Origin of the sequence: Roseisolibacter agri, from assembly GCF_030159095.1 — a bacterium.
GTDB lineage: Bacteria > Gemmatimonadota > Gemmatimonadetes > Gemmatimonadales > Gemmatimonadaceae > Roseisolibacter > Roseisolibacter agri.
In genome coordinates, this window is the sequence record NZ_BRXS01000007.1 from 376,555 (window position 1) to 401,160 (window position 24,606).

General features: G+C 73.2%; 19 protein-coding genes. 12 read left to right on the forward strand and 7 right to left on the reverse strand.

The window, feature by feature from the left end; translation table 11 throughout:
* Nucleotides 1-35: 35 nt before the first annotated feature.
* The 5 genes from rosag_RS22710 to udk form a co-directional block, all read right to left on the reverse strand.
* On the reverse strand, nt 36-647 hold the full coding sequence (locus rosag_RS22710) for a hypothetical protein (RefSeq protein ID WP_284352472.1): 612 nt from the start codon (nt 645-647) through the stop codon (nt 36-38).
* A 5-nt stretch (nt 648-652) separates the two neighbouring features.
* Nucleotides 653-2,374, reverse strand: coding sequence for a fibronectin type III domain-containing protein (locus rosag_RS22715; RefSeq protein ID WP_284352473.1), 1,722 nt, complete (start codon nt 2,372-2,374; stop codon nt 653-655).
* A gap of 89 nt (nt 2,375-2,463) precedes the next feature.
* Complete coding sequence (locus rosag_RS22720) at nt 2,464-5,289, reverse strand: TonB-dependent receptor (RefSeq protein ID WP_284352474.1); 2,826 nt, start codon at nt 5,287-5,289, stop codon at nt 2,464-2,466.
* Between the two features lie 144 nt (nt 5,290-5,433).
* Nucleotides 5,434-6,228: a response regulator transcription factor gene (locus rosag_RS22725; protein WP_284352475.1), complete on the reverse strand. Its 795-nt coding sequence runs from the start codon at nt 6,226-6,228 to the stop codon at nt 5,434-5,436.
* A 46-nt stretch (nt 6,229-6,274) separates the two neighbouring features.
* Nucleotides 6,275-6,916 (reverse strand): uridine kinase, encoded by a 642-nt coding sequence (gene udk, locus rosag_RS22730; protein ID WP_284352476.1) that lies wholly within the window; start codon nt 6,914-6,916, stop codon nt 6,275-6,277.
* Nucleotides 6,917-7,165: 249 nt separating this feature from the next.
* Here udk and rosag_RS22735 point away from each other — a divergent pair, with 249 nt between their 5' ends.
* From rosag_RS22735 to rosag_RS22750, 4 genes are read left to right on the forward strand one after another with little or no spacing between them, the layout of a single operon-like run.
* Nucleotides 7,166-10,519, forward strand: a complete 3,354-nt coding sequence (locus tag rosag_RS22735; RefSeq protein WP_284352477.1) for a 5'-nucleotidase C-terminal domain-containing protein — start codon at nt 7,166-7,168, stop codon at nt 10,517-10,519.
* Nucleotides 10,516-10,764, forward strand: a complete 249-nt coding sequence (locus rosag_RS22740; RefSeq protein ID WP_284352478.1) for a hypothetical protein — start codon at nt 10,516-10,518, stop codon at nt 10,762-10,764. Before rosag_RS22735 ends, rosag_RS22740 begins: the two co-directional genes overlap by 4 nt.
* Nucleotides 10,761-11,897: an adenosine deaminase gene (add, locus tag rosag_RS22745; protein ID WP_284352479.1), complete on the forward strand. Its 1,137-nt coding sequence runs from the start codon at nt 10,761-10,763 to the stop codon at nt 11,895-11,897. Before rosag_RS22740 ends, add begins: the two co-directional genes overlap by 4 nt.
* Nucleotides 11,898-11,908: 11 nt before the next feature.
* Nucleotides 11,909-12,760 carry a purine-nucleoside phosphorylase gene (locus rosag_RS22750; RefSeq protein ID WP_425607533.1) on the forward strand — a complete coding sequence of 284 codons (852 nt, stop codon included), beginning with the start codon at nt 11,909-11,911 and terminating at the stop codon, nt 12,758-12,760.
* A gap of 77 nt (nt 12,761-12,837) precedes the next feature.
* On the opposite strand, the gene rosag_RS22755 is transcribed toward rosag_RS22750, so the two are convergent.
* Complete coding sequence (locus rosag_RS22755; RefSeq protein WP_284352481.1) at nt 12,838-13,650, reverse strand: M48 family metallopeptidase; 813 nt, start codon at nt 13,648-13,650, stop codon at nt 12,838-12,840.
* 162 nt (nt 13,651-13,812) lie between these two features.
* On the opposite strand from rosag_RS22755, the gene rosag_RS22760 reads away from it, so the two are divergent.
* From rosag_RS22760 to rosag_RS22775, 4 genes are read left to right on the forward strand one after another with little or no spacing between them, the layout of a single operon-like run.
* Nucleotides 13,813-14,607 carry a TrmH family RNA methyltransferase gene (locus rosag_RS22760; RefSeq protein ID WP_284352482.1) on the forward strand — a complete coding sequence of 265 codons (795 nt, stop codon included), beginning with the start codon at nt 13,813-13,815 and terminating at the stop codon, nt 14,605-14,607.
* A 34-nt stretch (nt 14,608-14,641) separates the two neighbouring features.
* Nucleotides 14,642-15,490, forward strand: a complete 849-nt coding sequence (locus rosag_RS22765; RefSeq protein ID WP_284352483.1) for a prepilin peptidase — start codon at nt 14,642-14,644, stop codon at nt 15,488-15,490.
* A complete protein-coding gene (locus rosag_RS22770) occupies nt 15,490-16,776 on the forward strand; it encodes a hypothetical protein (protein ID WP_284352484.1) in 1,287 nt (428 codons plus the stop codon). Before rosag_RS22765 ends, rosag_RS22770 begins: the two co-directional genes overlap by 1 nt.
* A gap of 18 nt (nt 16,777-16,794) precedes the next feature.
* A complete protein-coding gene (locus rosag_RS22775; RefSeq protein ID WP_284352485.1) occupies nt 16,795-18,216 on the forward strand; it encodes a DUF445 domain-containing protein in 1,422 nt (473 codons plus the stop codon).
* A 175-nt stretch (nt 18,217-18,391) separates the two neighbouring features.
* On the opposite strand, the gene lon is transcribed toward rosag_RS22775, so the two are convergent.
* The gene (gene lon, locus rosag_RS22780; protein ID WP_284352486.1) at nt 18,392-21,061 is read right to left on the reverse strand and encodes an endopeptidase La; all 2,670 of its coding nucleotides are present in this window, start codon (nt 21,059-21,061) and stop codon (nt 18,392-18,394) included.
* 200 nt (nt 21,062-21,261) lie between these two features.
* Here lon and ffh point away from each other — a divergent pair, with 200 nt between their 5' ends.
* From ffh to trmD, 4 genes are all read left to right on the forward strand, one after another.
* Nucleotides 21,262-22,620, forward strand: coding sequence for a signal recognition particle protein (ffh, locus tag rosag_RS22785; protein ID WP_284352487.1), 1,359 nt, complete (start codon nt 21,262-21,264; stop codon nt 22,618-22,620).
* A gap of 90 nt (nt 22,621-22,710) precedes the next feature.
* The gene (gene rpsP, locus rosag_RS22790; RefSeq protein WP_284352488.1) at nt 22,711-23,028 is read left to right on the forward strand and encodes a 30S ribosomal protein S16; all 318 of its coding nucleotides are present in this window, start codon (nt 22,711-22,713) and stop codon (nt 23,026-23,028) included.
* Between the two features lie 10 nt (nt 23,029-23,038).
* Nucleotides 23,039-23,602 carry a ribosome maturation factor RimM gene (gene rimM, locus rosag_RS22795; RefSeq protein WP_284352489.1) on the forward strand — a complete coding sequence of 188 codons (564 nt, stop codon included), beginning with the start codon at nt 23,039-23,041 and terminating at the stop codon, nt 23,600-23,602.
* Nucleotides 23,599-24,480: a tRNA (guanosine(37)-N1)-methyltransferase TrmD gene (gene trmD / locus rosag_RS22800; protein WP_284352490.1), complete on the forward strand. Its 882-nt coding sequence runs from the start codon at nt 23,599-23,601 to the stop codon at nt 24,478-24,480. Before rimM ends, trmD begins: the two co-directional genes overlap by 4 nt.
* The last annotated feature ends 126 nt before the right edge of the window (nt 24,481-24,606 follow it).

Here is a 24,606-nt window from a genome sequence, read left to right on the forward strand (position 1 = left end):
TCTCGTTCAGGTCCTCGTGTCCCCGACGGCCGCCATCAGAGCCTGTTGGAGTAGCTCACGAACTTGAAGGAGCCGCCGCGCTCCAGGATCGCGCCGAAGAGCTGCTCCTGCACGGTGTCGCCGGGCGCCTGCAGCCGGCGGATCGTGCAGCCGGCGTGGATGCGGTTCGCGCCCTCAGCGTCGACCCGCGGGCAGGCGTGCGACAACAAGCGGAGCGGGCGGCCGCCGCGCTCCTCGAGCGCGTGGAACAGCCCGCGCCCGCTGTTGCCCTCCAGCTGGAACCACATCAGCGCCGGCGACAGGTCGTACGGCGGCCGCGCGAGCCTGCTGGCGGGGTAGTACGCCCAAGCGAACTCCCGGCGGTCGATGCGGAGCGCGTGGAGCGTCGCCGTGTCGCGCGCCTCCAGCGCGGTCGCGAAGCGCCGCACGAGCGCGTCGGCGCTCGGCGCGCCGCCGGCGAGCGCGTCGACCGAATCGACGCCCTGCCGGAAGCGCCGCAGCTCCTCGTCGCGTGGGACGACGCTGTCGATCACCGCCGCGGCGACGGTGGTGGGGGAGTCGGCCACCGCGGCCGTCTCCCCGCGCGCGCACGCCGCGGTCACGAGGACCGCGGCGCGCACCGGCCACGAGCGGAAGGTCCGGGACATCCCGCTCAATTGATGGCGTAGCGCGTCCAGCCGGCGTACCAGGGGCTGGCCGCGCCCGGCTCCACCGCGCCGATGTAGCTCGTGTTGGCCCAGCCGCCGCCGGCCGTGAAGTACCCTGCGACGCGCGCCGCGGGCGTCGTCTCGGCGCCCGACGTCAGCGGGTTCGCCGCGCCGGCGATCGGGCGCCAGTCGAGCGAGGTCGGGTTGATGCTGGTCAGCAGCGCGGCCGCGGCCGTCGCCGTGCGGACGTTGCTGCCCGCGAACTTGTCCGGCGTGCCGAGGCCGTTGTTGCCCGCGCCCGTCGTGTCGAAGTTGAAGCCGTTCTCGGCCAGCACGAGCCCGCGGATCGAGAGGCTGTCCTTCACGCGCATCGAGTCGGTCCAGGCGTCGCGGATGTTCAGCCCGATGCCGCGCCAGCGCGCCAGCAGACCGTTGCGGAAGGTGCCGCCGGTGCCGCGGCGCAGCGTGGCGCCGTTGCCGTCGGCCGGGAAGCCGCCGAGCGGTCCGGTGCCCACCATCGTGAAGTTCGCGAACACGGGCATCGAGTACGGGGTGCTCGTCCCCGTCGCCGTGACCACGCACCCCGAGGTGCCCGGATCGCAGCCGTCGCCCTCGAAGCCGCGCGGGTCGCTCGAGAACACGCCCGCGCCCGTGCGCGGCACCAGGCGCTGCGTCTGCAGCGCGATCATGAACTGGTTGCGGCCGACGTAGCCCTCGGTCCAGTCGAAGTGGTCGTCGCCCGACTCGTACGAGACGAGGTAGCGGCCGTCTACCGCGCCGCCCCACCACTCGAACGAGTCGTCGAGGCCCGACAGGGTCTGCACGTACTCAAGCGTTGTCCCGCGGCCGACGGCGTACATCGACAGCGAGTTGAGCTCCTGGCCGGCGCCGTTGGACACGTCGAAGCCGGCGAACTCGATGCGCACGTAGCGCAGCGTGCCGCTGTTGTCGTTGTTGTCGGTGCCGCCCGCGTAGTTCTCGGCCACGCCCGCGGTGCCGCCCTCGGTGGTGATCGTCGTGCCGCTGCGGTTGATGATGCCGTTGCCGACGATCACGAGGCCGCCCCAGTCGCCCGGCGACCGGCTGCCGGCCGCGCGCTGCGAGGTGAAGACGATCGGCTGCGCCGCCGTGCCGACCGCATTGATGCGCGCGCCGCGCAGGATCCAGAGCGAGCTCCCCGGCACCGTCGTGTCGCCGACCACCGTCACGCCCGGCTGGATGGTGAGCGTCGCGCCGTTCTGCACCTTGATGAAGCCCGACAGCACGTAGGTCGAGTCGGTGGACCAGGTCTGGCTCGCCGTGATGTTCCCCGTGATGCGGCGGACGCGCGGCCCCTGCACGGGGCTCGCGGTCGTGCGGGCCACGACCTCGCCGCTGAACGGGCCGCTCGTGCCGCTGCGGACCGCGCCCACGCGGTAGCGGTAGTCGGTGGCGGCGGAGACCGCGTTGTCGGTGAGCGTGGTACCCGTCACCACGTCGCCGACCTGCACGAAGGTGCCGCCCGAGGTGCCGGCGGCGCGCTGCACGACGTAGCCGGTGGCGCCGGTCACGGACTGCCAGCTGACGGTGACGGCGGTGCTCGTCGTCGTGGTGGTGACGCCGGTCGGCGCGACGAGCGTCGGCGCGGGTTCGACCGGGATGGTCTCGTCCTCGTCGCTGCACGCGGTGGCCGAGAGCGTCAGGAGCGTGGCGGCCGTCGCCAGTCGCACGAAGGCGGTGATGCGCATGATGGCTGGAATGGAGTGGCGGGAGAACGCACAGCAGGCCGAGCGCGAGAACGAAGCGCCCGGCCTGTCGTGTCACGGTGACCGTGCGGTCACGGCCGCGTCACGGGCCGCGGATCGCGCCCCTGCGGCCTCCAGCTCAGCCCGAGCGAGAACACGCGTCCCGCGCGGTACGAGCGGCGATGGACCCCGCCGATCTGCTCGCGATACGGCGCGTCGAGCAGGTTGGAGCCGTTCACGCGCGCCGTCACGTCCGCGAGCACCGGCACCTGGAGCGCGAAGTCCAGGACGTTGCGCGGCCGCTCGTAGGTGTCCGGAAGCGGCTCGACGCCGGCGAGCGTGATGCGCTTGCCGAAGACGTTGTACAGCACCGTGGCCGAGAAGCGGCCGTCGGGCTGCGCGTAGCCGAGGCTCGCGTTCACCACGTAGGGCGACTGGCCCACCATCGGGCGGTCCGGGTTGGTGGCCGCCGTCAGCGAGTCGGTGATCGCGATCCGGCTGCGCATGAACGTCGCGTTCGTGGACGCCGTGATGTCGCGGAACGGCGCGCCGAGGAAGCCGAGCCCCTTCCGCACGTCGAGCTCGACGCCGTAGTTGGTGGCCGCGTCCGCGTTCACGAAGCCGATCTGCGGGCGTCCCGTGGTGGCGACGAAGACGCGCTCGATGGGATCCTGGAAGCGCTTCGCGAACACGCCGACGCTCAGCACCTCGCCGCCCGACGGGTACCACTCCCAGCGCGCGTCGTAGTTCCGGATCAGCGCGCGGCGCAGGCCGGGGTTGCCGCGCTCCTCGTTGTTGGCCGCGATCTCGACGTACGCCACCGGCGACAGCTCCCGGTACTCGGGGCGCGACAGCGTCTGCGTGGCCGACAGGCGGAGGTTCTGCGCGTCGGTGACGCGGACGGTGAGGTTCACCGCCGGCAGCACGTCGGTGTTCTTCAGGCGCGACACGGTGTCCTGCAGCTGCGCCGTCAGCGTATTGACCTGGATGTCGGCCGACTCGACGCGGGCGCCGGCGATCACGCGCACCCGGCTGCCGAGCCCCCCTTCGAGCATCGCGTAGCCCGCGCCGAGCGTCTCGTCGGCCGAGTAGCGCCCGCCGAAGGTGCTCGGGCGCACGAGCAGCGACGCGGCGTCGCTCGACGCGGCGCGGCGGAAGATCGACTCCGCGCGGTCGCGCAGCGCGGCCTGCTCGAGCCCGAGGTTCAGGATGTCGTACGCCTGGACGTCGGAGTCGCGGTGCACGTCGCGGTAGTAGCCGCCGACCTTCAGCTGCGGCGCCGATGCGGCGTCGCCGAAGCTGACGCGGTAGTTCAGCGCCCCCGCGTAGTCTCGCTCGTCCAGCGCGCCGAAGAAGCGGGTCGCGTCGTTCGCCAGCCCGCGCCAGAACCGGTTCGCGCCCGTGCCCTGGTACACGAGGTCCGAGCGATCCGGCTCGTCGCGGCTCACCTGGCTGCGCGACACGTTCCAGTCGAGCTGCTGTCGCGCGCCGGCGCCGATCGTGTGCTCGCCGCGCAGCTGGTTCGACAGCACGCTGCGCGAGACGAAGCCGAGGCGCGTGAGCGTGAGGACGCTCGCGAACTGCTCGTCGAGCCCCGTCAGCGACCGCGCCTCGTTGTCGGAGGTGCGGTTGTACGTGTTGTTGAGCGACAGGCGCGACGCGCCACCGAGCATCGTGCTGAGGTTGGCCACGCCGCCCCACAGCACGCTCTCGCGCCCGGTGCTTCCGGCGAACGTGGAGAGCGCCTCGGCGCCGCCCGCGCCGTCGGCGCGCGGCACGATCAGCTGCTCGTCGCGCCGCACCTCCTGCGAGGTGGAGTACGACAGCGACGCCACGTAGCCGACACGGCGTCCGAGCACCGCGTCGTTGCCACCCACCGACACGCCGAACGAGCCGTTCGGGAGGCCCGTGTTGTCGGCGACCGGTGTCCACTTGTTGCGGAAGCTCCGGATCAGCGCGTTGGTCGGCGCGCCGGGCGTCACGCCGCTGAGCGTCTGCCCCGCCGCGGCCACCGCCGACGGAAGGGTGCGGCGATCGCCGCCGAAGCCGAGCCACTCCTGGCCGACGCGCGGCGCGCGGATCACGTCGCGGCCCGCGGCCGCGGTGTTGGCGCCGAGCGACGACGAGAAGGTCACCGATCGCGACGCCGGGAACTCGCGGGTGCGGATGTCGACCAGCGCGCCGCTGAAGTCTCCGGGCCGGTCGGGCGTGAACGTCTTCGCGGTGGTGATCGCGTCGATCAGCGCGGCAGGGAACAGGTCGAGCGGGACGACCTTGCGCTCGGGCTCCGGGCTGGGGACGCGCGATCCGTTGAGCGACGTCTGCGTGTAGCGCTCGCCCAGGCCGCGCACGATGACGTACTTGCCGTCCTGCACCGTCACCCCGCTCACGCGCTTCACGGCCTGCGCGGCGTCGGCGTCGGGGCTGCGCTGGATCTGCTCGGCCGTCGTCGCGTTGACGATCGACGTCGACGTCCGCTGCTCGTCGAGCGCCTTGCTCACCGAGCCGCGCTCGGCGGACGCGGTCACTGCCACCGCCTGCAGCTGCACCGTCGCGGTGCCGAGGGTGACGTCCTGCTCCAGCGTCTGGCCGCCGGCGAGCATGATGCCGGTGACCGTCTTCGCCTGGTAGCCGATGCGGCGCGCCTGGATCGTCACCGTGCCGGCGGGGACCGCGGGGAGCGTGAAGCGGCCGTCGACGCCCGACATCGTGCCGAGCGTGGTGCCGACCACCTGCACGCCCACGTCGGAGAGGCCCGCGCCGGTCTTCGCGTCGACGATGCGGCCCGTGATGCGGCCGGTGGCGTGGCGCGCGGCGGTCGCCGCGGGCTGCGCGACGAGTGCGGACGGGATGGCGAACGGCATCAGCGGCATCGCCGCGTACATCGCGGCCGCGGTCCACCGTGAGCGAGCAGGCATGGAGGTCTCGGGTTGGCGTGAGAGGGACCCGGTCTGGGTCACGACTCAGCGTCAAAGCTCCCCGGCCTCGGCAACGCCGCGCCGACGGCCGCGCCACGGAACGGTCACGACGGCGCGACGGGCGCGTGACGCTCCGTGACGCGATCAGCGCGTGCCCGGTGCCTTCAGGCGGTAGCCGAACCCGCGCACCGTCTCGATCAGGTCGCCCGCGTCGCCGAGCTTCGTGCGCAGCCGCTGCACGTGCATGTCCACCGTGCGCGTCTGGATGTCGGGCGCGGCCTCCCACACCGTCTCCAGCAGGTGGCCGCGCGCCTGCACCCGCCCGCGCCGCTCGGCGAGCGTGAGCAGCAGCTTGTACTCGGTCGGCGTCAGCTCGATGCGCCGGCCGTCGACGTCCACGGTCATCGCCGCGCGGTCGATCCGCAGCGGACCCACCACCAGCAACTCGGCCGTCTCCGCGGCGGCGGCCGGCGCGGCGCCCGCCGTGACGCGCCGGAGGATCGCGCCGACGCGCAGCATCAGCTCCTGCGGCGAGAACGGCTTCGCGAGGTAGTCGTCGGCGCCGAGGGAGAGGCCGCGGATGCGATCGGGCTCCTCGCGGCGCGCGGTGAGCATCAGCACGCCCAGCCTCCGCGTCGCTTCGTCGGCGCGCAGCTGCTCCAGCACCTCGAAGCCCGAGAGGTCGGGCAGCATCAGGTCGAGGACCATGAGCGCGGGGCGCTCGCGGCGCGCCAGCTCCAGCGCGTCGGTGCCGGTGCCCGCCGTCGAGACGCGGTAGCCCAGCTTCGCCAGGTGGTACGCGACCAGCGCGACGATGTCCGGCTCGTCGTCGACGACGAGGATCCGCTCGCCCGCGCCGGGCACGGTGGGCGGCGCGGCGCTCGGCGACGAGCGGTCGGGCGAGCGATGGGGCGAGCGGTCGGCGCTCGACGAGAGCATGCGAGGAAGGCGGATGGCCGGTCGTGCGGGCGGCGCGGGGCGCGCCTCAGTCGCGGCGGGCCTGCAGGCGACGCTGGATCTTGGCGACGATCATCTCGATCGCGACGGCGTTGTGGCCGCCGCGCGGGACGATCACGTCCGCGTAGCGCTTGCTCGGCTCGACGAACTGCTGGTGCATCGGGCGCACGGTCGAGAGGTACTGCTCCAGGATCTCGTCGAACGGTCGGCCGCGCTTGACGATGTCGCGCCGCAGCCGCCGGATGAGCCGCACGTCGGCGTCCGCGTCCACGTACACCTTCACGTCGCACAGCTCGCGCACGCGCTCGTCGACGAACAGCAGGATCCCGTCGATCACGACCACGTCCGCCGGCGCGATGTGGACGACGTCGGGCGCGCGCAGATGCTCGACGAAGTCGTACACCGGCTTCTGGATCGCCTCGCCGCGCGACAGCCGCCCGAGGTGGTCGACGAACAGGTCGAGATCGAACGCGTCCGGGTGGTCCCAGTTCACGCGCCGCCGCTCCGACATCGGCAGGTCGGCGAAGTGGCGGTAGTACGCGTCCATGTCGACGAACGCGACCGACGCCGCCGACTCGCCCGCGGTCAGCGCCTCGGCCACGCGGCGCGCGACCGTCGACTTCCCCGAGCCCGTGCCGCCCGCGATCCCGATGACGAGCGGCTTGGTCACGGGCGATCCCCCGGTCGGGTCACGCCCGGGCGTTCACGGAGGCAGGATGCCGGGCCGGCGGCGCGAAGTGAAGCGGGGCGCGCGTCACGGGAGTGTATCGGGCCCCGGGACGAGCGGCGGTGCGCAGGGGTCGTGGCAGGCATCCGGGCAAGTGTGGCCGGCGCGCCGGACAGCGTCAACCGCACGCCCGCGCCGGCGCCAGCGGCCCGCGCCCTGCACCCCCGCGGAGGCGGCCGCTAGCTTGTGTCCATGCAACGAGTTGCTTCACTCCGGGTGCCGCGCCGCGGCGCCGTGTGGTCGGGCGCCGCGCTCTCGCTCGCGGTCGCCATCCTGGGCGGGGCCCACGTCGCCGGCGCGCAGGGCGCGCCACGCGCGGCCGACTCGCTCGAGCTGCTGATCGCCTCGACGACCGACGTCCACGGCCGCCTGCGCGGCTGGGACTACTTCGCGGGCCGCGCCGACACGGTGCGCTCGCTGGCGCGCGCCGCGACCGTCGTCGACTCGCTCCGCGCCGCCCACCCGGACCGCGTGGTGCTGGTGGACGCGGGCGACCTGCTGCAGGGGACGCCGCTGACGTACGTAGCGGCGCGCGTCGCGCCCGACCAGCCGCACCCGGTGTCTGCGGCGATGAACGCGATGCGCTACGACGCTGCGGCCATCGGCAACCACGAGTTCAACTACGGCGTCGAGACGCTGGACCGCGCGACGGGGCAGGCGCGCTTCCCGTTCCTCGCGGCCAACCTGCGACGGACGGACGGCGGCCGCGCCTACCGTGCCTGGACGATGGTCGAACGCGGCGGGGCCAAGGTCGCGTTGGTGGGTGGGACGACGCCGGGCTCGATGGTCTGGGACCGCGACCACCTGAAGGGGAAGGTGACGATCGGCGACATCGTGCCCGCCGTGCGCGCGGCCGCGGCCGAGGCGCGCGCGGCCGGCGCCGACGTGGTCGTCGCGGTGCTCCACTCGGGGCTCGGCGAGCCGTCCAGCTACGACACGGTCAGCACCGGCCTGCCGAGCGAGAACGTCGCCGCGCGCGTCGCGCGCGAGGTGCCGGGGCTCGACGTCGTGATCTTCGGCCACTCGCACCGCCAGCTCCCCGACACGACGATCGGCGGCGCGCTGGTGATGCAGCCCAAGAACTGGGCGGAGAGCGTGGGCGTCGCGCGCCTCGCGCTCGTGCGTCGCGACGGGAAGTGGGCGGTCGCGTCGAAGCGCGGGACGCTGGTGCCGACCGTCGGCCGTGCCGAGTCGCCGGCGGTGCTGGCCGCGACCGATGCCGGGCATGCGCGGGCCGTCGCGTACGCCGCCTCCGAGGTCGGCCGCACGACGGTCGCCTGGCGCGCCGACTCGTCGCGCGTCGCCGATACCCCGCTGCTCGACTTCGTGCTCGAGGTCATGCGCCGCACGGCCAAGGCGGACCTCGCCGCCGGCGCGGCATTCTCGCTCGAGGCGGGGCTGGACGCCGGCCCCGTGACCGTGGCCGAGATGGCGCGCCTCTATCCCTACGAGAACACGCTGCGCGCGGTGAGGGTGAGCGGCGCGCAGCTGCGGCAGTTCCTGGAGCACAGCGCGCGCTACTACCGCCCGTTCGACGCCGCGAACGCGTCGGCGTCGATCGTCGATCCGTCGGTGCCGGGCTACAACTTCGACGTCGTGGCCGGCGCCGACTACGTGCTCGACGTGAGCCGTCCGGTGGGGCAGCGCGTCACGTCGCTGTCGGTTCACGGCCGTCCCGTCGCCGACACGGACAGCTTCACGCTCGCGCTCAACAACTACCGGCAGACGGGCGGCGGCGGCTTCGCGATGCTGGCCGGCGCGCCGGTCGTGTACGACGAGGGGCTGGAGATCCGCCAGCTGCTGATAGACGAGGCGAAGGCGCGCGGCACGCTCGACCCGGCCGACTACTTCACGCCCAACTGGCGGCTGGAGCCGGCCGCCGCGGTCGGCGCGGCCTACGCCTCGATGCGCGGCGACGCGACCGGCCGCGCGGCGGCTGGCGCGAGCGCCGTGCGCGCGACGACGGCGGCCGCCGCCGCCGCGCAGGACACGGGCGCCATCCGCGTGCGGAAGGATGCGCCGGCGATCCGCCGCCGCCCCGGCCTGCCGACGACGCTGCGCATCATCGGGATGAACGACTTCCACGGCGGCGTCGAGGCGCGCGCGGACACGCGCGGCGTGCGGCGCGGTGGCGCGGATGCGCTGGCGGCCGCGATCGCGCGGGCGCGCAGCGAGTGCCGCCCGCCAGCCTGCGTCAGCATCCTGCTCGATGGCGGCGACGAGTTCCAGGGCACGCCCGCCTCGAACCTGACGTACGGCAGGGCGGTCGTCCCGATCATGAAGGAACTGGGCGTCGTCGCCTCCGCGCTCGGCAACCACGAGTTCGACTGGGGCGTCGACACGCTGCGCGCCCGGCTGCGCGAGCTGCCGTACACGGTGCTCGGCGCCAACGTCCGCACGACCGACGGGAAGAAGCTGCCCTGGCTGCGCGACGACACGCTGGTGGTCCGCAACGGGCTCCGCATCGGCATCGTCGGCGTCGCCGATCCGTCCACGCCGCGCACGACCAAGGTGCTGAACGTGAAGGGGCTGGTGTTCGGCCCCATGGCGCCGGCCATCGACGAGCGGGCGCGCGCGCTGCGGGCGCGCGGCGCCGATCTCGTGGTGGTGACGGGGCACATCGGCGGCTACTGCGATCGCGACGGCGAGAACGACCCGGGCTCGGCCGGCGCGGCGGGTCCCACGCCGTGCACGGGCGAGGTGTTCACCCTCGCGCGCGAGCTGCGCGAGCCGATCGCGGCGATCGTCAGCGGGCACACGCACTCGCGCGTCGCGACCATCGTCAACGGCATCCCGATCTCGCAGGGTCGCTCCAGCGGTCGCGGGCTGGGCGTGATCGACATCCCGCTGGCGGGCGGCGCGCCGCGCGTCGAGATGCGCGAGGTCGTCGCCGACTCGATGGGGCCCGTCCCGCCGCGCGTCGCCGCGCTCAGCGCGCGCGCGCTCGCCGACGTGCAGGCGCGCGTGACGCGCGTGGTGGCCGAGGTTGCGGAGGCGATGCCCCGGGAGCCGGACGAGCAGTACGCCGTCGGCAACCTGATCGCGGACGCGCAGCGGTGGGCCACGCGCGCCGACGTCGCGATCATGAACAACGGCGGCATCCGCACCGGGCTGCCCGCGGGACCGGCGACCTTCGGCCGCCTCTACGAGATCCAGCCGTTCGGCAACACGCTCTACACCCTGCGCGTGCGCGGCCGCGACCTGAAGGCGTACCTGCCGAAGCTCGTCACCCGCGACCGGCCGCGCTGGCACGTCAGCGGCGTCACGATCACGTACGACAGCACGAAGACGGGCACCGCGCGCTTCGTCGCCGCGACGCTCGACGGCGGGAAGGCGATCGAGGACGAGCAGCTGTACGCGGTCACGATCAACGACTTCCTCGTCACCGGCGGCGACGGCGTCACGCTCGCCGAGGGCGCCGCTTCGGTCGTCGAGACGAAGGTCGTCGACGTGGACGCGTTGATGGGCTACCTGCGCCAGCTGCCGCAGCCGGTGCGCGCGCCGACCGAGGTGCGCATCCGCAACGTCGCGGGAGCGCAGCCGTGACTGCGCTCCCGCCGACGCTCCGCGTGTTCGTGAACGAGCGCGCCGTCGAGGTCCCGCGTGGTGCGAGCGTCGCCGACGCCCTCCGCGCGCACGACGCCGGCGCGGCCGACGCGGTCGCCGCCGGCGAGCGCCTCGTGACCGACAGCCGTGGCCTGCCCGTCGACCCGCAGGGCGAGACGTACGCGGGCGCCATCTACCGCCTGATCTCCGCGCGCCGCGCCGCGGCCGCCGACGACGCCGAATGACCTACCGACACGCCGACCTCCCGCCTCGCGCCGCCCGCCTCGATCCGCAGGAGGTCGCCGAGCGGCGCGCCGCGCGCGAGGCCGCGGTGGACCGCACGCTGCTCGCGCGCCTGCCGAAAGCGGAGCTGCACTGCCACCTCGACGGCTCCGTCCGCCCCGAGACGCTGATCGCGCTGGGCGCCGAGCTGGGCGTCCGCATGCCGGCCGCGACGCCTGAGGCGCTGCGCGAGTACATGCGCGTGGATGACGCGCGCAACCTCGAGGACTACCTCGCGCGCTTCGACGTGACGCTCTCGGTGATGCAGACCGAGGCCGCGCTGGAGCGCATCGCCTACGAGCTGGCCGTCGACGCGGCGGCCGAGGGCGTGCGCTACCTCGAGACGCGCTTCGCGCCCGTGCTCAACACGAGCGGCGGCCTCTCGCTCGGCGCGACGGTCGAGGCGCCGCTGCGCGGCCTCGCGCGCGCCGAGCGCGAGACGGGGATCGTGGCGCGCGTGATCGTGTGCGGGATCCGCAACATGGACCCCGAGGTGTCGCTGGAGCTGTCGCGCCTCGCGGTGGAGTACCGCAACCGCGGCGTCGTCGGCTTCGACCTCGCGGGCGGCGAGGCGGGGAATCCCGCGTCGCGCCATCTGGCGGCGTTCGAGCACGCGCGGAACAACGACCTCGCGATCACCTGCCACGCGGGCGAGGGCGCGGGCGCCGAGAGCGTGCGCGACGCGCTGCACACCTGCGGCGCGGAGCGCCTGGGCCACGCCACGCGGCTGATCGAGGATCCGGCGCTGGTGGACGAGGTGGGCGAGCGGCGCATCTGCTGCGAGTGCTGCCTGACGTCCAACGTCCAGACGCGCGCGGCCCACGACTACGCGTCGCACCCGTTCCGCCGCTACTTCGACCTGGGACTCAACGTCGTGCTCAACACCGACAACCGCCTCATGAGCGGCACCACGCTCGTCGACGAGTACGTGCACGCCGCGGCGCACCTCGACTTCACCTTCGACGAGCTGTCGCGCGTGGCGCTGAACGGCTTCGAGAGCGCGTTCCTCCCAGCCGAGGAGCGCCGCGCGCTCATCGCCCGCGTCGAGCGCGACCTGGCCGCGCTGCGCGCCGACGGCCGCGAGGTGCTCGCGTGAGCGCCGGCGTGATGGTGGGTGCGGATCACGCCGACCTGGCGCGCTACGGCGCCGAGGCGGCCGCGCGCGCGGCGGACGCGATCCGCGAGCGGCTCGGGGTGCGCGCCCCGGCGTGCGCGATCGTCCTCGGCTCCGGGCTGGGCGACCTGGCGCACGACATCGTGGACGCGCGCCGGATGCCCTTCGCCGAGGTGCCGGGCTTCCCGACGGCGACGGTGGCCGGGCACGCGGGCGCGCTGATCGCGGGCACGCTCGCGGGCCGCGAGGTCGTCGCGCTGGCGGGCCGCTTCCACATGTACGAGGGGCACCCGGCCGCGCTGGCCGGCTTCCCGGTGCGCGTGGTGCACGCCCTCGGCGCGCCGACGCTGTTCGTCAGCAATGCGGCCGGCGGCGTGCGGCGCACGTTCGCGGCGGGCGACCTGATGATCATCGCGGACCACATCAACCTCATGTTCCGCAACCCGCTCGTCGGGCCGCTGCAGCCGGGGGATGTGCGCTTCCCGGACATGTCCGACCCGTACGACGCCGGGCTGCGCGCGGTGCTGCGGCGCGTGGCGGCGGAGCAGGGGATCCGCGTGCAGGAGGGCGTCTACGCCGCATCCGTCGGCCCGACGTACGAGACGCCGGCCGAGACGCGCATGCTGGAGCGGCTCGGCGCCGACGCGACGGGGATGTCGACCGTGCCCGAGGTCGTGGTGGCGCGCGCGATCGGGATGCGCGTCGCGGGCGTCAGCTGCATCACCAACATGGCGTGCGGCATCGCGACGCACCCGCTGTCGCACGAGGAGGTGCTGGAGACGGGCCGCGCGGTGAGCGCGCAGTTCCGCGCGCTGGTCACGGGGTTCGTGAAGGCGCTCGACTGAGCAGCCGCGGACCCGAAACGACGGAGGGGCGGGCCGCAGCATCGCGGCCCGCCCCTCCGTCGTCTTCTACCCGTCGCTCAGCGCGCGGCCTGCCGCGGCGCCGCCGGCAGCGACTTCAGTCGGTTCTGGAAGGCGCGGAAGTTCTGCGAGTCGCGCGACAGCGACTGCAGTACCGCCGGCGAGATCTGCGCGATCTGCGCCTCGGTCTTCGAGATGCGGTCCTCCTCCATCGGGTGCGTGGAGAACCACGCCTCGACGCCCGCGGGGCGCGACTGCCGCTCCTCGAGGAGCACCCGGAACATGCCCGGGATGCCGCGCGGGTCGATGCCGGCGCGCGTCACGTACCGCACGCCCTCGGCGTCCGCCTCGCTCTCGTCCTGCCGGCTGAAGCGCGCGAACACCGCGCTGCCGCCGACGTTGATCAGCGCGCCCGCCGCCTGGTTGTTGCACACGGCCGGCGCGAGGATGCAGCCGATCGTCAGGCCGATGTTGGCGCCCTGCGCCTTCTGCATCTGGTCGATCGAGTGGCGCTTCGTCACGTGGCCGATCTCGTGCCCCAGCACGCCCGCGACCTGCGACATGTTCTGCGCGCGCTCGATCAGCCCGCGGTTGACGTAGATGAAGCCGCCCGGCACCGCGAAGGCGTTGACTTCGGGGGCGTTGACCACGTAGAACTGCCAGTCGAGGTCGGTGCGCCCCGTCACCCGCGCGATCGAGTCGCCGATCACGTTGATGTAGCGCGAGATCTCGGGATCGGTGATGATCGGCAGCTGCGAGTTGATCTGCTGCGCATACTGGGCACCCATCTCGACCTCCTGCTGCGTCGACACGCCGCAACCGGCGGTCAGGAGGGCGAGGCTCGCTGCGGTGCTCACGATGAAACGTCTCATGACGACTCCACGCGTGCTCGGTGATCGAAGGTCGGCCCGGCGCGCGACGCCTGTCGGCGATGTGCGTCGGGGGCGGTCCACGCCAGGGGCGGTCCACGCCCAGCCACTTCCTAGGGCAAGAGCCATTCCCGGCGCCGATCGCCGGCTGCGAACGGTAACGATATGCGGCTGCTGACTTTAGCGCGCGACCTCCAGCGTCGGAAGGCGCGCGAACGGCAGGGGCTGTTCGTTGCAGAGGGCATCCGGACGGTCGAGGAGCTGCTCGCCGCGCCGCTGCGCCCGCGCGGCGCGGTGGTCTCCGACGCCCTCGACGCGACGCCGCGCGGCGTCGCCCTCCGCGAGCGGATCGCGGCCGCCGGCATCCCGCTGCTCGAGGTCACGGCGCGCGACTTCGCCACGGCCGCCGACACCGACGCGCCCCAGGGCGTGCTGATGGTGGCCGAGCAGCCGGTGCTGGCCCTCGACGCCCTGCGGGAGCGGCTGCCCGCGTCCGATGTCCGGCTCCTCGTGCTCGACGGCGTCCAGGACCCGGGCAACGTCGGGACGATCCTGCGGTCCGCCGCCGGGCTCGGAGCCGCCGCCGTCGTCGCGCTCCCCGGCACGGTGGACCTGTGGAGCGCCAAGGTGGTCCGGTCGGCGATGGGCGCGCAGTTCAGGCTGTCTACGGTGGGTGATACCGTGGAGGCGCTCGACGCGTTCCTCGCGGCCGAGCGGATCGTCCTGTGGGGGGCGGACGGCGCCGGCGCGCCCGTCGGCGCGCTGGCGTCGACCGCGCCCGACCGTCTCGCGGTCGCGGTGGGGAACGAGGGCGCGGGCCTCTCCGCCGCGCTCCGGGGGCGCGCCGCGGGCCTCGTCGCCGTGCCCAGCACCGGGCTCGTCGAGTCGCTCAACGTCGCGGTCGCGGCGTCGATCCTCCTCTACGAGCTGCGCCCCGCGTCGCTCCGCCGCCCCGCCTGAGCACGTCCCTCCGTCGTCCGCCCGACCCCCGCCGATGCTCGAGCCGCACTGGTCCCTCGCCGTCCTCGCGTTCCTCTTCGGATCGGCGATCGGCTCCTTCCTGAACGTCTGCATCGTCCGCTGGCCCGAAGGCGAGTCGGTCGTCCGCCCGCGCTCGCGCTGCCCGCGCTGCGGCCGCCCCGTGCAGGCGCTGGAGAACGTCCCGATCCTCAGCTGGCTGGTGCTCCGCGGGAAGTGCCGCGGCTGCGGCCTTCCGATCTCGCCGCTCTACCCGGCGATCGAGGCGCTGGTGGGGCTCGGCTGGCTGGCCGCGTACTTCACCTACGGCCCGACGCTCGACGCGCTGCGGGTGGCGGTCTTCGGCACGGTGCTGCTGGGCATCGCCGCCACCGACGCGCGGCGCTACCTGATCCCCGACGGCTTCACGGTCTTCCTGCTGCTCTGGGTGCTCGCGACCTCGCTGATCGCGCGCGGCGCGGGCGCCGCGACGCTCTTCGCGTCGCCGTACGAGGCGCTCATCGGCGCGTGCACGGGCGCGGGCGCGATCGCGATCATCGGCTGGCTGGGGGAGCTCGCGTTCAAGAAGGAGGCGATGGGCTTCGGCGACGTCACCATGATGGCGGCCGTCGGCGCCGCGCTCGGCCCCGAGCGCGCGCTGCTGACGGTGATCGTCGGCGCGTTCGTCGGCGCCGTCGCGTCGGTCAGCGTCATCGTGCCGGCGGCCTGGGTACTGCACCGACGTCGGCTGGTACAGGGCGACGCCGACGCGGCGTTCGAGCTGCCGCCGGTGCCGTTCGGCGTCTTCCTTGCGCCTGCGGCACTCCTGACCTTGCTTTGGGGAGACCGCATGATCGCCTGGTACTTCGCCACCGTCCTGCAGTAATGCCGACCGCGCCGCGCCTGCGCACCACGCTCGGCGCGCTCGCCGCCTGCGCGGCGCTCGCCGCGTGCCGCCCCAGCGCGGGCGAGATGCGCGCCTCCTACGTCGAGCAGGCCGTCAAGCTGGCGCCCGAGATCGAGCGCGCCACGGGCCTCCGCTTCACGACGCCGCCGCGGGTCGAGGTGCGCACGGCCGAGCAGGTGCGCGCCTTCCTGGAGCGCGAGATCGACGAGCCGCGGGCGCGCGCGGAGCTGCAGGGCCAGGCCGCGGCCTACCGGCGCCTGGGCATGATGCCCGACACGATCGACCTCCGCGCGCTCCTCGTCCGCGTGCTGGAGGAGCAGGTGGTCGGCTACTACGACCCGCGCTCCAAGACGCTCTACGTCGTCGAGGGCGCCGACTCCGCGGCCGCCGCGGTGACGCTGCGCCACGAGCTCGTGCACGCGCTGCAGGACCAGCACCGCAACCTCGACTCGCTGCTGCGGCTGCACGGCCAGGCGGACCGCGCCAGCGCGGCGCACGCGGCGCTGGAAGGGCAGGCGACCTGGGTGCAGCTGAGCACCGGCGGCGACACGTCCTCGCGCTCGGCCGCGGGGTGGGAGCGCACGCGCGAGGCGATCCGCGCCAACATGAACCGCACGCCGGTGCTCGCGGCGGCGCCGCTGATCGTGCGCGAGACGCTGCTCTTCCCGTACCTGAGCGGCGCGGAGCTGGTGCGCCGCGTGGCCGGCGCGGGGCATCCCGACAGCGTGCTGCTGCGGCTCCCGACGTCCACCGAGCAGGTGCTGCACGCCGACCGCTACGCGCCGGGCAGGGCGGACGACGCGCCGCTCGCGGTGCGGCTTCCCGCGCCCACCGTCGGCACGCTGACGGCCGAGAACACGCTCGGCGAGTTCGAGACGCGGCTCGTGCTGTTCGAGCACCTGCAGGATCTCGAGCTGGCCGCGCGTGCGTCGGGCGGCTGGGGCGGCGACCGGTGGGCGATCGTGCGCACGCCCGCGGGCGACGCGTTCGTGTGGCTGACCGCGTGGGACGGCGGCGTGGACGCGGCCGAGTTCTACGACGCGCTGGCGCAGGTGGTGCCGCACCTCCATCCGAGCGCACGCGCCGAGACGACGAAGCTGCCGACGGCGCGCGCGTACGTCACGACCGACGCGAGCCGCGAGCGTCGCGCGCTGCTCGTGCGCGCGGCGGAGGTACAGGGGCGCCCGGTCGTGCTCTACGTCGACGCGCCGGCCGCCGCCGGGACCGACCTGCTGGACCTGGCGCGCGTGACGCTCCAGCCGTGATCCAGCCCTGACGCGACCGTGAGCGACGAGCCGTCGCCCGTCACGGCGCCCGATGCGCCGTCCACCGAGCCGCCGATGGAGCGGCCCGCGACGCTCGCGCTGCCCGCGCCGCCGGTGCCGCCGGTGCCGCCGGTGCCGCCCGTGCCCGCCGGCGCCACGCACGACCCGAGCGTCCCGCCGCCCATCGCCGACGAGGCGGAGAAGCAGCGCGCGCTGGAGCAGATGCAGCGGCGCGCGACGGCGCTGCTGGTGGCCGCGGGCGTGCTGTTCGTCGTCACGCGCTGGTTCGAGTCGCGGTACCACTGGCTCGGCTTCGTGCGCGCGTTCGCGGAGGCGGCGATGGTCGGCGGTCTCGCCGACTGGTTCGCGGTGACCGCGCTCTTCCGCCGCCCGCTCGGCCTGCCGATCCCGCACACCGCGATCGTGCCGACGCGGAAGGACCGCATCGGGCGGTCGCTCGGCATGTTCGTGCAGCGCAACTTCCTGTCGCCCGAGGTCGTGGGCACGAAGCTCCGCGCGGCGCGCGTGGGCGAGAAGGCGGCGCGCTGGATCGCCGATCCGCTGCACGCGCGGATGGTCGCGCGGCAGGTGGCGGCGGGCCTCTCCGGCGCGGCCGAGGTGTTGCGCGACGAGGACGTGCAGGGCTTCGTCGAGCGCTCGTTGGTGACGCGCGCGCGCAAGGTGCAGGTCGCACCGGTGATGGGCCGCATCCTCAACCTGCTGACCGCCGACGGGCGGCACCAGGAGCTGCTGGACGAGGCGCTGCGGCTGGCGACGCGCGTGCTGAGCGAGAACGAGATGCTGATCCGCGACCGCATCGCGGCCGAGGCGCCGTGGTGGATGCCCGGCGCGGTCGAGGACCGCATCCACGACAAGGTGGTCTCGGCGGTCGAGCGCACGCTGCAGGAGGTCGCGGCGAACCCGGACCACGAGCTGCGCGAGCGCTTCGACGAGGCGGTGCGCGGCTTCGCCGAGCGGCTGCGCACGAGCCCCGACACCATCGCGCGCGCCGAGGCGATCAAGGAGGACATGCTCCAGCATCCAGCCGTGCGCGAGTACGCGAACACGGTGTGGAGCGACGTGAAGGCCGCGCTGGGCCGCTACGCGACGGCCGACCTGGAGAGCGGCGACGGCAGCGGCGCGCTGGCCGCGGTCGAGCGCGGGCTGGTGTCGCTCGGCAACGCGGTGCTCGCGGATCCCGCGCTGACGGCGAAGGTGGACGCGTGGGTGCTGGACGCGACGCTGTTCGTGGTCGAGCAGTACCGCAGCGAGGTCTCGGCGCTCATCGAGTCCACGGTCGCCGGCTGGGATCCCGCCGCCACCTCGCGCCGCATCGAGATCCAGATCGGTCGGGACCTGCAGTTCATCCGGATCAACGGAACGCTGGTCGGTGGACTCGTCGGCTTGCTGCTCTATACGATCGGGCGATTCATCGACTGACGCGCGGGACTGCGGAGGACGAAGGGGCGGAGGACGGTGAAGCGGAGGACGGAAGGGCGTGAAACGAAAGAGCGGACGCTTCGAGCTTCAGGCTCGCAGCGTCCGCTTCTCCGTTTCACGCATTCTCGTTCTTCGCCGTTCCGGCCTCCGCCTCACCGTCCTCCGCCAAACCGCGCTAACGCTTCACGTCCGCCAGCGGCACGGTCTCCACGGAGGCACTCGGCGTCCGATGGTTCTCCCCCACGGCCAGATCCGCCGCATCCGCGATCGGCGCCGTGGCCTTCTCGTCGACGTCCTGGTCGGGCGCGCGGTCGGCGTTCGGCACGGGGCTCGGCAGCAGCGCGATGCGCAGCACCTCGTCCATCGACGAGACGAAGCGGAACTCGATGTGCTCGCGCACCTCCTTCGGCACGTCGCGCAGGTCCTTCTCGTTGCTCTTGGGCAGGATCAGCTCGCGCAGCCCCGCGCGGTAGGCGGCCAGCACCTTCTCCTTCACGCCGCCGATCTCGAGCACCTTGCCGCGCAGCGTGACCTCGCCCGTCATCGCCAGGTCGCGGCGCACCGGGCGGCGCGAGAAGACGCTGGAGAGCGCGAGCGTGATGGCGATGCCGGCCGACGGGCCGTCCTTCGGGATCGCGCCCGCGGGGAAGTGGATGTGGATGTCGGAGTCCTTGAAGTCGCGCGCCTCGATGCCGAGCGTCTCGGCGCGCGAGCGCACGTAGGAGTGCGCCGCGTCCACGCTCTCGCGCATCACGTCGCCCAGCTGGCCGGTGACCGTCATCCGTCCCGTGCCCGGCATGCGCAGCGCCTCGATCACCATCAGGTCGCCGCCCGTGGACGTCCACGCGAGGCCCGTGACCGCGCCCACCTCGGGCTCCTTCTCCGCCTCCTCCACCGCGTAGCGCGGCGGGCCGAGGACCTCCTCGACCTTCTCGCGGTCGAGCACCCACGCGCCCTGCTCGCCGTCCGCCTTGCGACGCGCGCGCTTGCGCATGAGCGTCGCGAGGTTGCGGCTGAAGTTGCGCAGCCCCGCCTCGCGCGAGTAGCGCGCCGCCACGAACGACAGCACCTCGTCGGTGAAGACGATGTCCTGCTCGGTGATCCCGTGCTCCTCCAGCAGCTTCGGGATCGTGTAGCGCCACGCGATCTCGACCTTCTCCTCGATCGTGTAGCCGGCGATGCGGATGATCTCCATCCGGTCGCGCAGCGGCCCGGGGATGTCGAAGACGTTGTTCGCCGTCGCGATGAACAGCACCTGCGACAGATCGAACGGCAGGTTGAGATAGTGGTCGACGAAGCTCTGGTTCTGCGACGGGTCGAGCACCTCGAGCATCGCCGCCGTCGGATCGCCCGACGGGCCGCCGCCCGACATCTTGTCGATCTCGTCGATCAGGAACACCGCGTCGCGCACCTGCACGCGGCGCAGCGCCTGGATCAGCAGCCCGGGCATCGAGCCCACGTACGTGCGCCGGTGGCCGCGGACCTCGGCCTCGTCGCGGACGCCGCCCACCGAGATGCGGTAGAACTGGCGGCCGATGGCCTTCGCGATCACCTCGCCCAGCGACGTCTTGCCGGTGCCCGGCGGGCCGGCGAAGCAGAGGATCGGCCCCGCCAGCGCCACCTCGGTCGCGCGCGCCTCGCTCGGCGCCGCGTCGGCGTCGACGGGCGGCGTCGCGGGCACGGGCGCGTCCGCCGGGACGGCGTGCTCGGTGCGATCCGCGCGCGGCTCGTCGTCGTCGGCCAGCGGCGCGGCGTGCGCGGTCGGCGTCATCGCGCGCAGCTTGCGCACGGCGAGGTACTCGACGATGCGGTCCTTCGCCTCGTCCAGCCCGTAGTGCCGCTCGCCGAGCGCGTCCTCGACCTTCTTGAGGTCGATCGCGCTGTCCTGCTCGCCCGACTTCGCGTTCCACGGCAGCGCCAGCACCCAGTCGAGGTAGGTGCGCACCACCTGGTACTCGCTGGAGGCGGGCGAGAGCATGCGCAGCCGCTCGACCTCGCGCCGTGCCTCCTGCGCGACCTTCTCCGGGAGCTTGGCGTCGTCGACCTTGCGCAGGAGGTCCACCGCCTCCTTCTCGCCCGGGTCGGTCTCGCCCAGCTCCGCCTGGATCGCGCGCAGCTGCTGGCGCAGGTAGAACTCGCGCTGGTGCTGCTCGATCTTGATCTCGGTCTGCTTCTTCACGTCCTCCATGACGCGCGCGCGCGCCACCTCGCGCTCCAGGCGCGAGAGGATGAAGCGCAGCCGCTCGCCGACGTCGAGCTTCTGGAGGACCTCGTCCTTGTCGGCGATCCGGAAGTTCATGTTCGTCGCCGCCAGGTCCGCGAAGCGGCCCGGGTCGGAGACATTCATCTTCAGGATCGCGGGCACCTCGTCGGGGATGCGGTCGACGAGGTTCGCCAGCGTCTCGGCCGCCGACGTCACGCGCGCGACCAGGTCCTCGACGTCCGCGTCGTCGGGCGGGACCTCGCGGGCCGGCGTGATGCGGGCGACGGGGTACGGGTTCAGCTGGTCGATCCCGTCGATCGTGATCCGGCGCAGCCCCTGGAGGGTGATCTGCACCGTGTCGCCGGGCAGGTTGATCCGCTCGTGGACGCGGGCCGCGACGCCGACCTTGCCGGTGAACTTGGTGCTGTCGATCGGCTCGTCGTGGTCGCCGAGGGCGACGACCAGCGCGACGATCACGCCCGGGTCCTCGTTGGCGCGCAGGAGCGCCAGGTTCTCGGGGGCGCCCATCTGCACCGCGATCGTGCCGAGCGGGTACACGATGGTCGAGCGCAGCGCCATCAGGGGGAGGACCGGGGGGACCTCGGACCGGAGGATCTCTTCCTTGCGCTGGGGTCGGGGCATCGCGGCTGGACCGGAGGAACGGGAGGCGGCGGCTTTCGGCCTCGGAGCGGGGGGCTCCCCTGCACGACCGATACCCGTCGCGGAGATCGGGGGCCGCGCGTCGGGGCGGTCGCCGGCTGGGGACGCGGCGTCCGGCGGGGGAGATCCGGCCGGGTCGGGCCGGTTGTTCCGGAGTCTAAATCGCGGTACTTTCAACGGCTATGTTCGACGAGCTGACTGAGAAACTCGAGTCGACCTTCGCCCGCCTGCGCGGGAAGGGGACGCTCACCGAGGCCGACATCAAGGAGGGGCTGCGCGAGGTCCGGCGCGTCCTCCTGGAAGCCGACGTCAACTTCCAGCTCACCCGCGAGTTCCTGGAGCGGGTGGAGGGAGCGGCCGTCGGCGTCGCGCAGCTCAGGGGTGTCAATCCGGCGCAGCAGCTGGTCAAGATCGTCTACGACGAGCTGACGAAGATGCTCGGCGAGCGGCGCGAGGGGCTCAAGCTGAGCACCATCCCGCCGAGCGTCGTCATGATGGTCGGGTTGCAGGGCTCGGGGAAGACCACGACCGCCGGAAAGCTCGCGCGGAAGCTGAAGGCCGAGGGGCGCCAGGTGCGCCTGGTCGCCGCCGACGTCTACCGTCCCGCGGCCATCGACCAGCTCGAGACCGTCGGCCAGCAGATCGGCGTCCCCGTCTACGCCAACCGTACGACGAACGACGTCGTCCGGATCGCGCGGGAGGGGATCGAGGAGGCCAAGCGCGGCCGCGACCGCCTGGTCATCGTCGACACCGCCGGCCGGCTGCAGATCGACGCCGACATGATGGCCGAGCTGAAGCGGCTGAAGGAGGCCGTCCGCCCGGACGAGATCCTCTTCGTCGCCGACGGCATGACGGGCCAGGAGGCCGTGCGCATCGCGCAGGGCTTCGACGAGGCCCTCGGCGTCACCGGCGTCGTGCTGACCAAGATGGACGGCGACGCCCGCGGCGGCGCGGCGCTCTCGATCTACGGCGTCACCAAGAAGCCGATCAAGTTCATCGGCGTGGGCGAGAAGCTCGACGCCCTCGAGGATTTCCATCCCGACCGCATGGCCGGGCGGATCCTCCAGCAGGGCGACGTGCTGACGCTGGTCGAGAAGGCGCAGTCGGCGTTCGACGAGGAAGAGGCGAAGCGCCTCGAGAAGAAGGTCCGCAAGGACGGCATGGACCTGAACGACTTCCTCGTCGCGATGAAGCAGATGCAGAAGCTCGGGCCGATGAAGGACCTGCTCAAGCTGCTGCCCGGGGTGAACGCCAGCATGCTGAAGCAGGCGAACCTCGACCCGAAGCGCATGAAGCACGTCGAGGCGATCGTCCTCTCGATGACGAACGCCGAGCGCACGCGCCCGGAGCTCATGAACGGCTCGCGCCGGCTGCGGGTGGCCAAGGGATCCGGCCGCCCCGTGCAGGAGGTCAACCGCCTGCTGGAGCAGTTCCGCGAGATGCAGAAGATGATGAAGAAGATGACGCAGGGCGGCGGTGGCGGCGGTGGCCGCATGCCGCAGCTGCCCGGCATGCCGCGGGGGCCGTTCGGCTTCCGCTAGGCGAGCACGACCCGAGTGCGACCCGGATCCGCCGGCGTTCGCGAGGAGCTCGGGAGCAGTACCCACCACCTCTGACGGGGTAGTTGTCACATGGTTCGCATCCGTCTCCGCCGCGTCGGCCGCAAGAAGGCGCCGGCCTACCGCATCGTCGTCGCCGACAGCAAGAGCCCGCGCGACGGCAAGTTCATCGAGATCATCGGGCAGTACGCGCCCCGCCAGAGCGACGACCAGAAGCTCACGATCGACCTCGATCGCGTGAACTACTGGATGAACGTCGGCGCGCAGCCGTCGGACACCGTCCGCTCGCTGCTCCGCCGCGCGGGCGTGCTGAAGGCCCGCCACGAGACGCGCCTGGCGCAGAAGCTCCAGAACGCGGCCGTCGCGCTCCCCGAGAAGTCGGCGGAGTGATCGGCGCGCCATGACGACGTCCATCGGAGGCGGGGGCAACCCCGCCGACGAGCTGGCGATCGTCGGGCGCATCCGGAAGGCGCATGGGATCCGCGGCGAGCTCGTCGTGGAGCCCTACACCAACGAGCCGGCCGCGGTCTTCGCGGCCGGCCGTCGCCTTTTCGGGGGCAATGCCGACGGCCGTCCGCTTCCGCAGTCCCCGGCGCTGACGGTGCGCCGCGCGTCGCCGCACAAGGACGGCTGGATCGTGCGCGTCGACGAGATCGCCGACCGCACGGCCGCCGAGGCGTGGCGCGAGCGCACGCTGCTCGCCCCGCTGGCCGAGCTGCCGCCGCCCGGCGACGACGAGGTCTACCTGCACGACCTCGTGGGGCTGCGCGTGCAGCGCGTCGACGGCACCGCGGTCGGCGCCGTGGTCGACTACTACGAGATGCCGCACGGCATCATGCTCGAGGTGCGCCTCGACGCGCGCGACGGCACCGCGCTCGTGCCGTACCGCCCGGAGATCGTGACCGTGGTGGACACCGGCGCGCGCACGCTGACGATCGACCCGCCCGAGGGGCTGCTGGAGTGAGCGAGGCGGAGCGACCGGAAGCCGAGGGCGCGACGCGCCGCTCGCCGCTGCGCATCAACGTCGTCACCATCTTCCCGCCGTTCTTCGAGGGGCCGCTGTCGCTCAGCATCCCGGCGCGCGCGCGCGCCGCGGGCAGCGTGGAGTACCGCATGGTGGACCTGCGCGACTTCACGCACGACCGGCACCGCTCGGTCGACGACTATCCGTTCGGCGGCGGGCCGGGGATGGTGATGCGCCCCGCGCCGTTCTTCGAGGCGGTGGAGCACATCGGCGCCCGCGCGCCGATCGTGCTGATGTCGCCGCGCGGGCGCACCTTCACGCAGGCGGACGCCATCCGCTTCGCGCAGGGCGAGGAGCTGACGCTGCTGTGCGGGCACTACAAGGACGTCGACCAGCGCGTCGCCGAGCATCTCGCCACCGAGGAGCTGTCGCTCGGCGAGTTCGTGCTGAGCGGCGGCGAGCCCGCGGCGCTGGCGATCATCGACGCGGTGGTGCGGCTGCTGCCGGGCGCGATGTCGGACCACGACAGCGCGTACGGGGACTCGTGGTACGGCCGCGACGTGAGCGCGCCGAGCTACACGCGGCCGGCGTCGTATCGCGGGCACGAGGTGCCGCCGGTGCTGCTCTCCGGCGACCACGCGAAGATCGCCGCGTGGCGCGAGTGGGAAGGGAAGCGCCTCTCGGCGCGCCGCGCGGGCGAGCCCGAGCCCGTGCCCGAGACGCCGCGCGGCAAGCGTCCGCGGACGCGGCGCGCGCCACGCGTCGCGCATGTCGACGACGCGTCGCGCGCAGCGGATCCATCCGTTATTGTGACGCCGGACACGCCTGAGTCTGTCGGTTCCGACAGCCCCGACCTCAGTAAGCGGGCTGAGCAATAGCAATCGACGCGCGTCGGTGATCGCAGTCACATGACGCGGTGACAGGGCCCGTTTTGATTCGTCCCCATCCGTCGCCTGGGTGTCAGCCCGGGCAGCAGATCGGGGTGCAGCTCGGGCCCGACGATC